The organism is Brevundimonas sp. 01N35 (genome assembly GCF_056399785.1).
The window spans coordinates 89,444-101,071 of record NZ_JBFTRZ010000008.1 but is presented as its reverse complement, the minus strand read 5'-3'; the positions used below and the strand labels follow the sequence as shown (position 1 = coordinate 101,071).

Sequence of the window (11,628 nt, the reverse complement as noted above, 5' to 3'; positions counted from 1 at the left end):
GGCTACGCCACCTCGGCCCGAATAGAAAAGGGCCCGGACGGATCGCTCCACCGGGCCCTCTCCAACATTATCACCTAACGGGCCTCAAGTAGGCCGAAGGCCGATAGGCCCCCTTAGGAAACAGGGAACCCCCGCACCTTCAGCAGGGCCGCCACGTTCGGGTTGCGGCCGCGGAACTGGCGATAGGCGTCGCCGCGATCCGTCGTGTTGCCCGGGGCCAGCATGATCGACTTGAAGCGGCCGGCGATGTCCGGATTGAAGACGTCGCCCGACTCCTCGAAGTAGGCCCAGGTGTCGGCGTCCATCGTCTCGGACCACAGGTAGGAGTAGTAGCCGGCCGAGTAGGCGTCCGAGGTGAACAGGTGGTTGAACTGCGGCAGGCGGTGCCGCATCACCATCTCCTTGGGCATGCCGATGCGGGCCAGCGAAGCCTTCTCGAAGGCGTCGATGTCGGTCGGCGGCGTGGCCTGGGTGTGCAGGTCCATGTCGACGATGGCCGAGGACAGGTAGCTGACCGTGGCGTAGCCCTGGTTGAAGGTCGAGGAGGCCTCGATCTTGTCCACCAGCGCCTGCGGCATCGGCTGACCGGTCTCGACGTGCTTCATGTAGCCATCGAGGATCGGGCGGCTCAGCACCCAGTGCTCGTGCACCTGCGACGGATATTCCACGAAGTCGCGCGGCGTGTTGCCGAACGACGGATAGGTCACGTTCGAGCTGAAGTAGTGCAGGGCGTGGCCGAACTCGTGGAACAGGGTCTCGGCGTCGTCCAGCGAGATCAGCAGGGGCTGACCGTCCTCGGCCTTGACGAAGTTGTTGTTGTTCGAGGCCAGGATCGGCTTGGCGCCGGTCAGGGTCGAGAAGGACCGATAGGTGGTCATCCAGGCGCCCGAACGCTTGCCCGGACGGGCGAAGTCGTCGGCGTAATAGAGGCCGATCAGCTTGCCGGTGGCCTTGTCGGTGACCTCATAGGTGGTCACGTCGGGCTCGAAGGTCGAGACCGTGCCCTTGGGCAGTTGCTTGAAGACGAAGCCGTACAGGCGCTCGGCCATGTAGAAGGAGGCCGCGCGCACCGCGTGCAGTTCGAAGTAGGGCTTCAGCTCGTTCTGGTCGAGGTCGTACTTGGCCTTGCGGACCTTCTCGGCGAAGTAGAGGTAGTCCCAGGGCTCGATGTCGAAACCAGCGATCGCCTTCATGTCGGCGACCTCTTCGGCCACGCGGGCCTTGGCCGGGGCCCAGACGCGCATCATCAGCTCGGATGCGGCGGCCGGGGTCTTGGCCATGGTGTCCTGCATCCGCCATTGGGCGTGGTTGGCGAAGCCCAGCAGCTTGGCGCGCTGCTGACGCAGGGCGACGATCTGGGCGATCGTAGCCTTGGTGTCGTTGGCGTCGCCGTTGTCGCCGCGCTTGACGAACTTCTTCCACACCTGCTCGCGCAGGGCGCGGTCGTCGGCGAAGGTCAGGAAGGGATCGACGCTGGAGCGGGTGTTGACGATGGCCCAGCCCTGGACGTTGCGGGTGCGAGCGGCGGAGGCGGCGGCGGCCTTGTTCGAGGCGGGCAGGCCCTTCAGGCCGGCTTCGTTGGTGATGACGGTCCAGGTGTTCTCGTCAGCCACCACCTTCTGACCGAAGCCGGTGAAGGCGTTCGACAGGGCGGTGTTGATGCGGCCCAGTTCGGCCTTGCCGGCGGCGTCCAGGGCGGCGCCGTTGCGGATGAAGGCGTCGCGGCTGCGCTCGGCCAGACGCGTCTGCTGGGCGTTCAGGCCGTTGGTGTCCGCGCCGTCGGCCACGGCCTTGATGCGGGCGAACAGCTTCTCGTTGAAGGTGATCTCGTCGCTGGCCGCCGACAGGATCGGCGACAGTTCCGTTTGCAGCGCCTGCCATTGCGGGCCGCCGACGTTGGACGTCATGACGCTGAACACGCTCATGGCGCGATCCAGCGGTTCGCCAGCCAGTTCCCTCGCGACCAGGGTGTTGGCGAAGGTCGGCGCGTCGGGGTTGTTCGCGATCGCGGCCACGTCGGCGCGCCGCAGGTCGATGCCTTCCAGGATGGCTTCGCGCATCTTGGCCACGGTCACCTTGTCCCAGGGCGGCACGCCCTCATAGGGGCCGGTCCAGGGCTGCAGCAGTTCGGCGCGCGGCGCGGTCGCCGGCAGGACGGCGCGGGCGATGCGCGCTTCGTCGGCGGTCGAGAGGGCGGCGGCCGACGGGGTCATTGCGGTCTCCTTGGCGCCGGCGGAGGCGCAGCCCGTGAGGGCGAAGAGGCTCGCGCCCCCGACGAGAAGATGGCGTCTGTGCATCCGGTTCTCCCAACCATTGAGCAGTGTCGCGCGGCCCTAAGGCGGACGTGGTCGGGCCGTCACATGGCGTCGATGTAGCCCTAACTATTGGACGACGGAACCCCGCAGGTCTAAAGGCCGCATCATGGCGATAGGCGTTTTCGACTCCGGCGTGGGGGGCCTTACGGTCCACCGCGAACTCACGACCCGCTTTCCGACGCGGGACTTCATCTATCTGGGCGACCAGGCCCACGCCCCCTATGGCGGGCGCGGCGGCGAGGACATCGTCGACCTGACGCGCGCGGGCTGCGAACGGCTGTTCGAGGCGGGGGCCTCGGTCGTCGTCCTGGCCTGCAACACCGCCTCGGCCATCGCCCTGCGTCGCCTGCAGCAGACCTGGATCCCGGGGATGCGCGAAACGCTGGGCCGTCCGGTCAATGTCCTGGGCATCATCGTCCCGACCATCGAGGCGGCCACCGGCCTGCCCTGGTCCTATGAGGCCGAGCGCAACGGCCGGCAGGAAGGCCAGAAGAAGCAGGCGATCGACGTCACCGGCGTCTTCTGCACCGCCGCCACAGCCATGAGCCGCGTCTATGAGATCGAGATCGACAAGCGGCGCGAAGACCTGGCCGTCTTCACCGAACCCTGCCCCGGCCTGGCCGGCCTGATCGAACTGGGCGCTCCGGCCGAGGAGCTGAAGGTGGTGGTCGACGACCACGTCGACGCCCTGCGTCGCCGCATCGGCCGTCACCCGGACAAGGCCATTCTGGGCTGCACCCACTATGAGATCGTCGCCGACATGTTCGCCGCCGCCCTGCCCGCGGGGGTCCAGGTCATCAGCCAGCCGACCGCCGTGGCCGACTCGCTGGAACGCTATTTCGAGCGCCACCCCGAATACGATCTGGGAGCCTCGGGTCGCCGCGACTTCCTGACCACCGGCGCGCCCGGCCCGCAGTCGGACCTGATCGCCCAGTTCTGGGGCGCGCCCCTGACCTTCACCGCCGCCTGAGGCGGGGGCGCGCCCCCCATACCCCGCCGTCATCCACGGGCTTGACCCGAAGATCGGGCGTGACTGCGAGCGCGACGACTGAAGTCTGCGCGCCGGTCGCGGGTCATCCTGCGCCGAGGCGGAGCCGACGGCTCGATCCTCGGGTCAAGCTCCGAGGATGACGGCCAGTGGGGGAGGGTGACGGCAGGCCCCGAAGGCCTGGCCGATTGCACCGTGCGCCGAAAAAAACAGTGCAATTAGTGCAATGGGAACGGGGTGGGTTTCGCCCGCATCCTGCGCCGAACCGGCCGAAGCCTCCTTGCGAACGCCAAACTTTGTCAAAGACCAGGGCGCATCATAGGGGCGCGCTGAACCTCGGCGCGTTCAAGACGGATTTCGCCGCGCAATGGCCGTCGCGGCTAGGTTCGGGGCGTCGGTGAAAAGAATATGGCTCGCGTCTGGACGAGGCTCTCACACGGCGAAGCGCCGCAAAAGCGAAGCGCCGGCCCCACCGCCGTCATCCTCGGGCTTGACCCGAGGATCGGGCGTTCAGCGCGCGCCTCGACGGAAGGCGGGCCGCCGGTCGTGGGTCATGGGTCATGGGTCATGGGTCATCCTGCGCAAGCGCCGGAGCGCCGGCTAGATCCTCGGGTCAAGCCCGAGGATGACGGCATTAGGGGCAGGGCGGTCTATTCCGACGACCGCGCCCCAGAGCGGCGTTGGCCGAAGGTCGGGGCCCGCTCCTTCTGCTGCGCCCAGTAGGTCGGGCCGTCGTCGGGCTTGAACATGGTGCGCGGCACGCCGTTGCGGTCCACCACCGCGAAGGTGTTGGTCGAGGCCTGGTAGTAGAGGGTGTCGCCGTTCGGGCGCTTGACCGTCTCGGTCCCGCGCGGCGCCTTGTCGGTGAAGGCGCGCACCTTGGTCAGATAGTCGTCCGCCGACTTGGCCCCGAAGGCCGCCCCGTTGCGCTCATACAGGCGCTGAACCTTGGCGTCGGCGGTTTCGCGCCGATTGGCGGTGACCGGCGGCTTGGCTTTGGCCGCGACCTCGACCGCCTCCCCTTCCGGCGCCGACGCCGAGATCAGGGCGACGGGTTCGGCCGCCGCCCGTTCACGCGTCTCGACCGCCGAGCCGCCGCTGTCGCATCCCGCCACAACCAGAGCCGTCAAAGCGGCCGCAATCATTTGAACTCGCATGGGTCACCCTCCCTGAAAAACCCGCCGAACACAGTTAGGCATAGAAGGCTTGTTCTGGCAATGTTCCGGAGACGCTTGATCGCCCGGACTCGGGCTTTGTCTCGACGCCGTCATGCGGCCCCGCTAGAGATTCCCCCATGACCGCATCCTCGCTTTCCGGCCGCAAGGTTCTGCTGATCGTCGGCGGCGGCATCGCCGCCTACAAGGCGCTGGAGCTGACGCGCCTGCTCAAGAAGGCCGGGGCCGAGGTGATGAGCCTGCTGACCAAGGCCGGGGCCGAGTTCGTCACCCCCATGTCGCTGGCGGCCCTGACCGGCCATCCGGTGCGCCAGGACCTGTTCATGCCCGAGGACGAGACGGCCATGGGCCATATCGAGCTGTCGCGCTGGGCCGATCTGGTGGTGGTGGCGCCGGCGACGGCGGGCCTGATCGCCAAGGCCGCCAACGGGATGGCCGACGACCTGGCCTCGACCACGCTGCTGGCCACCGACAAGAAGGTGCTGCTGGCCCCGGCGATGAACGTGCGCATGTGGCTGCACCCGGCGGTTCAGGCCAATGTCGCGCGGCTGAAGAGCTTTGACGGCTTCCACGGCGTGGCCGTGGTCGGTCCCGACGACGGCGAAATGGCCTGCGGCGAATTCGGCCCCGGCCGGATGGCCGAGCCGCCCGTCATACTGAACGAGATCGTCCGCCTGCTGGCCGGCCCTGATGGTCGCCCCCTGACCGGCAGGACCGCCGTGGTCACCGCCGGTCCGACGTTCGAACCCATCGACCCGGTGCGCGGCCTGACCAACCGCTCCAGCGGCAAGCAGGGCTACGCCGTGGCCGCCGCCCTGGCCGAACTGGGCGCCGAGGTGACCCTGATTTCCGGCCCCGTGGCGCTGGACGCCCCCGTCGGTGTCGCGCGCGTCTGGGTCGAGGCCGCGACCGAGATGAAGGCCGCCGTCGAACAGGCGCTCCCCGCCGACATCGCCGTGATGAGCGCCGCCGTCGCCGACTGGCGCGTGGACGGCATCGCCTCGGGCAAGATCAAGAAGAAGCCGGGCGGCCCGCCGTCGCTGGCCCTGATCGAGAACCCCGACATTCTGGCCGGCGTCTCCGCTCCCGGCCCCAGGCGGCCGAAACTGGTGGTCGGCTTCGCCGCCGAGACCAGCGACCTGGAAGCCAACGCCCGCGCCAAGCTGTCGAGGAAGGGCTGCGACTGGATCGTCGGCAACGACGTGTCCGACGACGTCTTCGGCTCGGACGGCAACGCCGTGACCCTGTTCACCCGCGACGGCGCCGAACCCTGGCCGCGTCAGTCCAAGACCGAGGTGGCGAGAAAGCTCGCCCAGCGCATCGCCGATCATTTCAAGGCCTGAGAGACTTCCATGACCACTGTCCGCGTCGAACGCCTGCCCCACGCCCAGGGCCTGGCCCTGCCCGCCTATGAGACAACGGGATCGGCGGGGATGGACCTGCGCGCGGCCCTGCCCGACCTGGCGCCCGTGACGTTGGAGCCCGGCCAGCGGGCGTTGATTCCCACCGGCCTGAAGATCGCGCTGGAGCCCGGCTATGAGGCCCAGGTGCGGCCCCGCTCGGGTCTGGCGCTGAAGCACGGCGTCACCTGCCTGAACTCCCCCGGCACGATCGACAGCGACTATCGCGGCGAGGTCGGCGTCATCCTGATCAACCACGGCCAGACGGCGTTCGAGATCCAGCGCGGCGAACGCATCGCCCAGCTTGTGATCGCTCCGTACGCCCAGGCGATCATGACCGCAGTCGAAGCCCTCGACGAAACCGCGCGCGGCGCCGGCGGCTTCGGCTCGACGGGCAAATAGGCTGAAAATCCTTCTCCCCTTGCAGGAGAAGGTGGACGGCGAAGCCGGACGGATGAGGGGTTGCGGGACATTCAACTCGCCGCCTTCATCCGCCCTGGCGAGACCCCTCATCCGGCCCTGACGGGCCACCTTCTCCCGCAAGGGAGAAGGGCGATTGGCGCTCAAGCAGCGCGCGACCCGCGTCGCGAGCCTTAGCGCCCTTCAGACTTATGCCTGCCTGAAACCCAAAACATCCTGCATGTCGTAGAGGCCGGGGCGGCGGTTGCGGACCCAGGCGGCGGCGGCGACGGCGCCCTTGGCGAACAGTGACCGGTCGATGGCCGAGTGCGACAGGGTCAGCAGTTCGTCTTCCGACCCGAACAGCACCGTATGCTCGCCGATGACGCCGCCGGCGCGCAGGGAGGCGAAGCCGATCTTGCCCGGTTCGCGCGGGCCAGTGATGCCGTCATAGGGAGCGGTCTTGAGCTCTTCCAGATCGCGGCCCCGGCCGTTGGCGGCGGCCTCACCCAGCATCAGGGCGGTGCCCGAGGGGGCGTCCACCTTGCGCCGGTGATGGGTCTCCAGCACCTCGATGTCCCAGTCGCGGCCGTCCAGACGCTGGGCCGCGTGCTCGACCAGACCGATCAGGATGTTGAGGCCCAGCGAGAAATTGCCGCTGCGGACGATGGCGATCTTTTCGGCCGCCGCCTCGATCAGGGCGTCCTGTTCGGGCGACAGGCCGGTGGAGCCGATGACCAGGGCCGGGCCGCCGCGCTCAGCGCAGGCGCGGGCCAGATCGACCGAGGCTTCCGGCGTCGAAAAGTCGATGATGACGTCGCACAGGTTCAGATCGGGCGTCTCGCCGCGATCAAAGCGAGTGGCGACCACCACGTCCTCGCGGGCGTCCAGGACTTGCGAAACGGCGCGGCCCATGCGGCCCCGGGCGCCGGAAATGCCGGCGTGGAAGATGTCGCTCACGCCGTCTCTTTCGGAGTATCGGCGTCGCCGCCCAGGATGTCGGCCCAGAAGCGCTTGGCCTTGCCGGCGAAGGTGGTGTTGCGCGGGTTCTGGCTCTCGCCGAACGAGGCGGCCAGTTCCTGCATCAGTTCCTTCTGACGCGGGGTCAGGTCGGCGGGCGTCTCGACGAACAGCTCGACCACCAGATCGCCGCGCTGGCGGCCGTTCAGGTGGGGCATGCCCTTGCCCTTGATGCGGACGGTCTTGCCGGTCTGGGCGCCCGCGGGCACCTGCACCGCAGCCTTGCAGCGGCCGTCGCAGGCCTCGGACACCAGGCAGGGCGCGTCGATCTCGCCGCCCAGGGCCGCGACCGTCATCGGCACGGGGACCGTGACCAGAAGGTCCAGGTTGTCGCGCTCGAACAGTTCGTGGTCGTGCACCGACAGGAAGACATAGAGGTCGCCGCGCGGGCCGCCGCGCTGGCCGGCCTCGCCCTCGCCCGACAGGCGGATGCGCGAGCCGTCGTCGACGCCGGCGGGGATCTTGAGGCTGAGCTGGCGGTTCTTGCGGACCTGGCCGTGACCGTGACAGGCGCCGCAGGGGTCGGCGATCATCTCGCCCGAGCCGCCGCATCGCGGGCAGGTGCGTTCGACCTGGAAGAAGCCGTTGGCCTGGCGCACGCGTCCAGCGCCGCCGCAGGTGGAGCAGATGGTCGGCTTGGTCCCGGCCTTGGCGCCCGAGCCGTCGCAGACCTCGCAGGTCATGGTGGTGGGCACCGCGATCTCGACCTCGGCGCCCTTGTAGGCCTGCTCCAGGGTGATCTCGAGGTCGTAGCGCAGGTCGGAGCCGCGACGCGGTCCGCCCTGCTGCTGGCGCCCGCCGCCCCGGCCGCCGAAGGCGTCGCCGAATGCGTCGCCGAAGACCTGGGAGAAGATGTCGTTGATGTCGTGGAAGCCCTGGCCGCCGCCGCCGCGTCCGAACGGGTCGCCGCCGCCGGCGCCGCCGTTCACGCCCGCATGACCGAACCGGTCATAGGCCGCGCGCTTCTGATCGTCCGACAGCACCGTATAGGCCTCGGAGATCTCCTTGAACTTGGCGAGGGATTCTTCCGAGCCGCCGTTGCGGTCGGGGTGGTGAACCATGGCCAGCTTGCGATAGGCCGACTTCAGGCCCGCAGCGTCGATGGTCCGCTCGACCTCCAGAATTTCGTAATAGTCACGCTGCGCCATCAGGCGTTCGTCCTCTTACTTTCCCGTTGCGTCCGCCGTCCCTGTTAAGCCGAGGATCGTGCGTTCGCGGATGACCCGTTGACCATGCCTGCTGACATGGGCGCCCGGTCGAATGATGCAAGTTTTATGAAACGGCCCCGCCTGCCGTCTGGCAAGCGGGGCCGGTCGTCATGAGCCGCGTTTCGTTACGCGTTCTTCTTGTCGTCGTCGCCCGCGTCGCCATTTGGCGAGACTTCCTCGAACTCGGCGTCGACCACGCCGTCGTCGGCGGGGGCTTCGTCCGAAGCGCCGCCTTCACCCGCGCCCTGCTGGGAGGCGTACATGGCCTCGCCCAGCTTCATCGAAGCCTGGGCCAGGGTGTTGGTCTTCTCGCGGATGACTTCGGGGTCCGAGCCTTCCTTGGCCGTCTTCAGGTCGTCCAGGGCCGACTGGATGGTCGCCTTGGTCGCGTCGTCGACCTTGTCGCCGTGTTCGGCCAAGGCTTTCTCGGTCGAGTGGATCAGGCTGTCGGCGCCGTTGACGGCCTCGACCAGTTCCTTGCGGACCTTGTCGGCCGCGGCGTTGGCCTCGGCTTCCTTGACCATCTTGTCGATGTCGGCGTCCGACAGGCCGCCGTTGGCCTGGATGCGGATCGACTGTTCCTTGCTGGTCGCCTTGTCCTTGGCGGTGACGTGGACGATGCCGTTGGCGTCAATGTCGAAGGCGACCTCGATCTGCGGCATGCCGCGCGGCGCCGGCGGAATGCCCATCAGGTCGAACTGACCCAGGACCTTGTTGTCGGCGGCCATCGGACGTTCGCCCTGGAAGACCCGGATCGTCACGGCCGACTGGTTGTCGTCGGCGGTCGAGAAGACCTGGCTCTTCTTGGTCGGGATCGTCGTGTTGCGTTCGATCAGCGGAGTGAAGACGCCGCCCAAGGTTTCGATGCCCAGGGTCAGCGGGGTCACGTCCAGCAGCAGCACGTCCTTGACGTCGCCTTGCAGAACGCCGGCCTGAACGGCGGCGCCCAGGGCCACGACTTCGTCAGGGTTCACGCCCTTGTGCGGTTCCTTGCCGAAGAAGGCCTTCACGGCTTCCACGACCTTGGGCATGCGCGTCATGCCGCCGACCAGGACGACTTCGTCGATGTCCGAGGCCTTGAGGCCCGCGTCCTTCAGCGCCTTGGCGCAGGGTTCGATCGTACGCTGGATCAGGTCGTCGACCAGGGCTTCCAGCTTGGCGCGCGACAGCTTGATGTTCAGGTGCAGCGGGCCTGAGGCGTTCATGGTGATGAACGGCAGGTTGACCTCGTACTGAGCCGTCGAGGACAGCTCCTTCTTGGCCTTCTCGGCTTCTTCCTTCAGGCGCTGCAGGGCCAGCTTGTCGGTCCGCAGATCGACGCCCTGCTCCTTCTTGAACTCGTCGGCCAGGTAGTCGACCAGACGCAGGTCGAAGTCCTCGCCGCCCAGGAAGGTGTCGCCGTTGGTCGACTTCACCTCGAAGACGCCGTCGCCGATCTCCAGGATCGAGACGTCGAAGGTGCCGCCGCCCAGGTCATAGACGGCGATCTTCTGGCCTTCGTGCTTCTCCAGGCCATAGGCCAGGGCGGCTGCGGTCGGCTCGTTGATGATGCGCAGGACTTCCAGGCCGGCGATCTTGCCGGCGTCCTTGGTCGCCTGACGCTGGGCGTCGTTGAAGTAGGCCGGAACGGTGATGACGGCCTGGGTCACGGTCTCGCCGAGGTAGGCCTCTGCGGCCTCCTTCATCTTGCCGAGGGTGAAGGCCGAGACCTGCTGGGGCGAATAGTCCTTGCCGTGGGCGCGCACCCAGGCGTCGCCCGTCGGGCCCTTGACGATCTCGTAGGGCACCATGCCCTTGTCCTTGGCCACCACCGGGTCATCGAAATTGCGGCCGATCAGGCGCTTGATGGCGAAGAAGGTGTTGGTCGGGTTGGTGACCGCCTGGCGACGCGCAGGCTGGCCGACGAGCACTTCGCCGCTGTCCTGGATCGCCACGACCGACGGGGTCGTGCGGTTGCCTTCGGCGTTCTCGATGACCTTGGGGTTCTTGCCGTCCATGACGGCGACGCACGAGTTGGTCGTGCCGAGGTCGATGCCGATGATCTTGGCCATGAGCTTGTCTTTTCACTCCTTGCGGCGGGCGATGCGGCGGCCTTCGAAAAGCGCCGCGCGTGACCGCCCCCTGTTGGGCTGAAAGCCGTTCCGGACGTCCGGTCGGGCGGGTTGAATGGTTTCGGTCGAAAGCCCCAGGAACTGCGGGGTTTCTTCCAGACTGGCCCGGATATGGGAAAGACCGCAGGGCCTGCAAGGGTTTCGTTCGGTTCGGGACGGATTCGGTGGAGTTTCCCGCCTTAGACCCTCTCCCGAGGGGAGAGGGCTTGAGCCTCGGAGAGCCGAAGGCGATCCGCCAGGCGAAAGGGTGAGGGGTTACGCGTTCTGTCGGCGTAAGCCGAGGCAAGGGGACTGCGACGGCTTACGCCGACGGACGCCGACACCCCTCATCCGGCCCTTCGGGCCACCTTCTCCCATCGGGAGAAGGGTCTTAGATGGTGAGCATGTCTCCGCCCCGCGAAACCCCGACCGGCCTGCCCGGCTTTCGCCTGTGGCCCGGCGCGCTCGATGCCGAGGCGCAAGCCGCCCTGCTGGCCGAGGTGCTGGCGGCGGCCGAAGCCGCGCCCTTCTATCGCCCGGTCACGCCGGGCGGGCGGCCCTTTTCGGTCGAGATGACCGGCCTGGGGCCTCTAGCCTGGGTCTCGGACCGGGCGGGCTATCGCTATCAGCCGACCCATCCAGTCACCGAGCAACCCTGGCCGCCGATGCCGCAGACGCTGCTCGATCTATGGGACGCCCTGACCGGCTGGCCCGCGCCGCCCGACGCCTGTCTGGTCAACCTCTATCGCGGCGAGGCCCGGATGGGCCTGCATCAGGACAAGGACGAGGCCGACCTGACCGCGCCGGTCCTGTCGGTGTCGCTGGGCGATACGGCGGTGTTCCGTATCGGCCCGACCGAGAGCGGCAGGACGCAGAGCCTGAAGCTGGCCTCCGGCGACGTCTGCGCCCTGACGGGACCGGCGCGGCTGGCGCGGCACGGCATCGACCGGCTGCTGGCGGGGTCGTCGCAACTGGTTCCCGGCGGCGGGCGGATCAATCTGACGCTGAGGCGCGCGCTCTGACCTCTCGGCGA

At 68.1% G+C, this 11,628-nt stretch carries 9 protein-coding genes; 4 read left to right on the top strand and 5 right to left on the bottom strand.

Features of this window, described 5'->3' with window-relative positions; translation table 11 throughout:
* Positions 1 to 113 precede the first annotated feature (113 nt).
* Complete coding sequence (locus tag AC1DJ5_RS10170) at positions 114 to 2,213, bottom strand: M3 family metallopeptidase (RefSeq protein WP_477020507.1); 2,100 nt, start codon at positions 2,211 to 2,213, stop codon at positions 114 to 116.
* A 208-nt stretch (positions 2,214 to 2,421) separates the two neighbouring features.
* Here AC1DJ5_RS10170 and AC1DJ5_RS10165 point away from each other — a divergent pair, with 208 nt between their 5' ends.
* Positions 2,422 to 3,285 carry a glutamate racemase gene (locus AC1DJ5_RS10165; protein WP_477020506.1) on the top strand — a complete coding sequence of 288 codons (864 nt, stop codon included), beginning with the start codon at positions 2,422 to 2,424 and terminating at the stop codon, positions 3,283 to 3,285.
* Between the two features lie 668 nt (positions 3,286 to 3,953).
* On the opposite strand, the gene AC1DJ5_RS10160 is transcribed toward AC1DJ5_RS10165, so the two are convergent.
* On the bottom strand, positions 3,954 to 4,460 hold the full coding sequence (locus tag AC1DJ5_RS10160) for an S-type pyocin family protein (protein WP_441455087.1): 507 nt from the start codon (positions 4,458 to 4,460) through the stop codon (positions 3,954 to 3,956).
* Between the two features lie 137 nt (positions 4,461 to 4,597).
* Between AC1DJ5_RS10160 and coaBC the strand changes: the two genes are divergently transcribed.
* Positions 4,598 to 5,821, top strand: coding sequence for a bifunctional phosphopantothenoylcysteine decarboxylase/phosphopantothenate--cysteine ligase CoaBC (gene coaBC / locus AC1DJ5_RS10155; protein WP_477020505.1), 1,224 nt, complete (start codon positions 4,598 to 4,600; stop codon positions 5,819 to 5,821).
* Between the two features lie 9 nt (positions 5,822 to 5,830).
* Positions 5,831 to 6,280, top strand: a complete 450-nt coding sequence (gene dut / locus AC1DJ5_RS10150; protein WP_477020504.1) for a dUTP diphosphatase — start codon at positions 5,831 to 5,833, stop codon at positions 6,278 to 6,280.
* Between the two features lie 207 nt (positions 6,281 to 6,487).
* On the opposite strand, the gene dapB is transcribed toward dut, so the two are convergent.
* The 3 genes from dapB to dnaK form a co-directional block, all read right to left on the bottom strand.
* Positions 6,488 to 7,237 carry a 4-hydroxy-tetrahydrodipicolinate reductase gene (gene dapB / locus AC1DJ5_RS10145; RefSeq protein WP_441455091.1) on the bottom strand — a complete coding sequence of 250 codons (750 nt, stop codon included), beginning with the start codon at positions 7,235 to 7,237 and terminating at the stop codon, positions 6,488 to 6,490.
* Positions 7,234 to 8,445: a molecular chaperone DnaJ gene (gene dnaJ, locus AC1DJ5_RS10140; RefSeq protein WP_441455092.1), complete on the bottom strand. Its 1,212-nt coding sequence runs from the start codon at positions 8,443 to 8,445 to the stop codon at positions 7,234 to 7,236. The genes dapB and dnaJ overlap by 4 nt, the downstream gene beginning before the upstream one ends.
* 185 nt (positions 8,446 to 8,630) lie before the next feature.
* Entirely contained in the window at positions 8,631 to 10,556 is a 1,926-nt protein-coding gene (dnaK, locus tag AC1DJ5_RS10135) for a molecular chaperone DnaK (RefSeq protein ID WP_477020503.1), read from the bottom strand.
* A 443-nt stretch (positions 10,557 to 10,999) separates the two neighbouring features.
* Between dnaK and AC1DJ5_RS10130 the strand changes: the two genes are divergently transcribed.
* The gene (locus AC1DJ5_RS10130) at positions 11,000 to 11,617 is read left to right on the top strand and encodes an alpha-ketoglutarate-dependent dioxygenase AlkB (RefSeq protein ID WP_477020502.1); all 618 of its coding nucleotides are present in this window, start codon (positions 11,000 to 11,002) and stop codon (positions 11,615 to 11,617) included.
* Positions 11,618 to 11,628 lie beyond the last annotated feature (11 nt).

What these genes read in the sequence shown, in the direction of transcription:
- AC1DJ5_RS10170 (WP_477020507.1), bottom strand. Translation starts at nt 2,213, where the DNA reads ATGACCCCGTCGGCCGCCGCCCTCTCGACCGCCGACGAAGCGCGCATC.
- AC1DJ5_RS10165 (WP_477020506.1), top strand. Translation starts at nt 2,422, where the DNA reads ATGGCGATAGGCGTTTTCGACTCCGGCGTGGGGGGCCTTACGGTCCAC.
- AC1DJ5_RS10160 (WP_441455087.1), bottom strand. Translation starts at nt 4,460, where the DNA reads ATGCGAGTTCAAATGATTGCGGCCGCTTTGACGGCTCTGGTTGTGGCG.
- coaBC (WP_477020505.1), top strand. Translation starts at nt 4,598, where the DNA reads ATGACCGCATCCTCGCTTTCCGGCCGCAAGGTTCTGCTGATCGTCGGC.
- dut (WP_477020504.1), top strand. Translation starts at nt 5,831, where the DNA reads ATGACCACTGTCCGCGTCGAACGCCTGCCCCACGCCCAGGGCCTGGCC.
- dnaJ (WP_441455092.1), bottom strand. Translation starts at nt 8,445, where the DNA reads ATGGCGCAGCGTGACTATTACGAAATTCTGGAGGTCGAGCGGACCATC.
- dnaK (WP_477020503.1), bottom strand. Translation starts at nt 10,556, where the DNA reads ATGGCCAAGATCATCGGCATCGACCTCGGCACGACCAACTCGTGCGTC.
- AC1DJ5_RS10130 (WP_477020502.1), top strand. Translation starts at nt 11,000, where the DNA reads ATGTCTCCGCCCCGCGAAACCCCGACCGGCCTGCCCGGCTTTCGCCTG.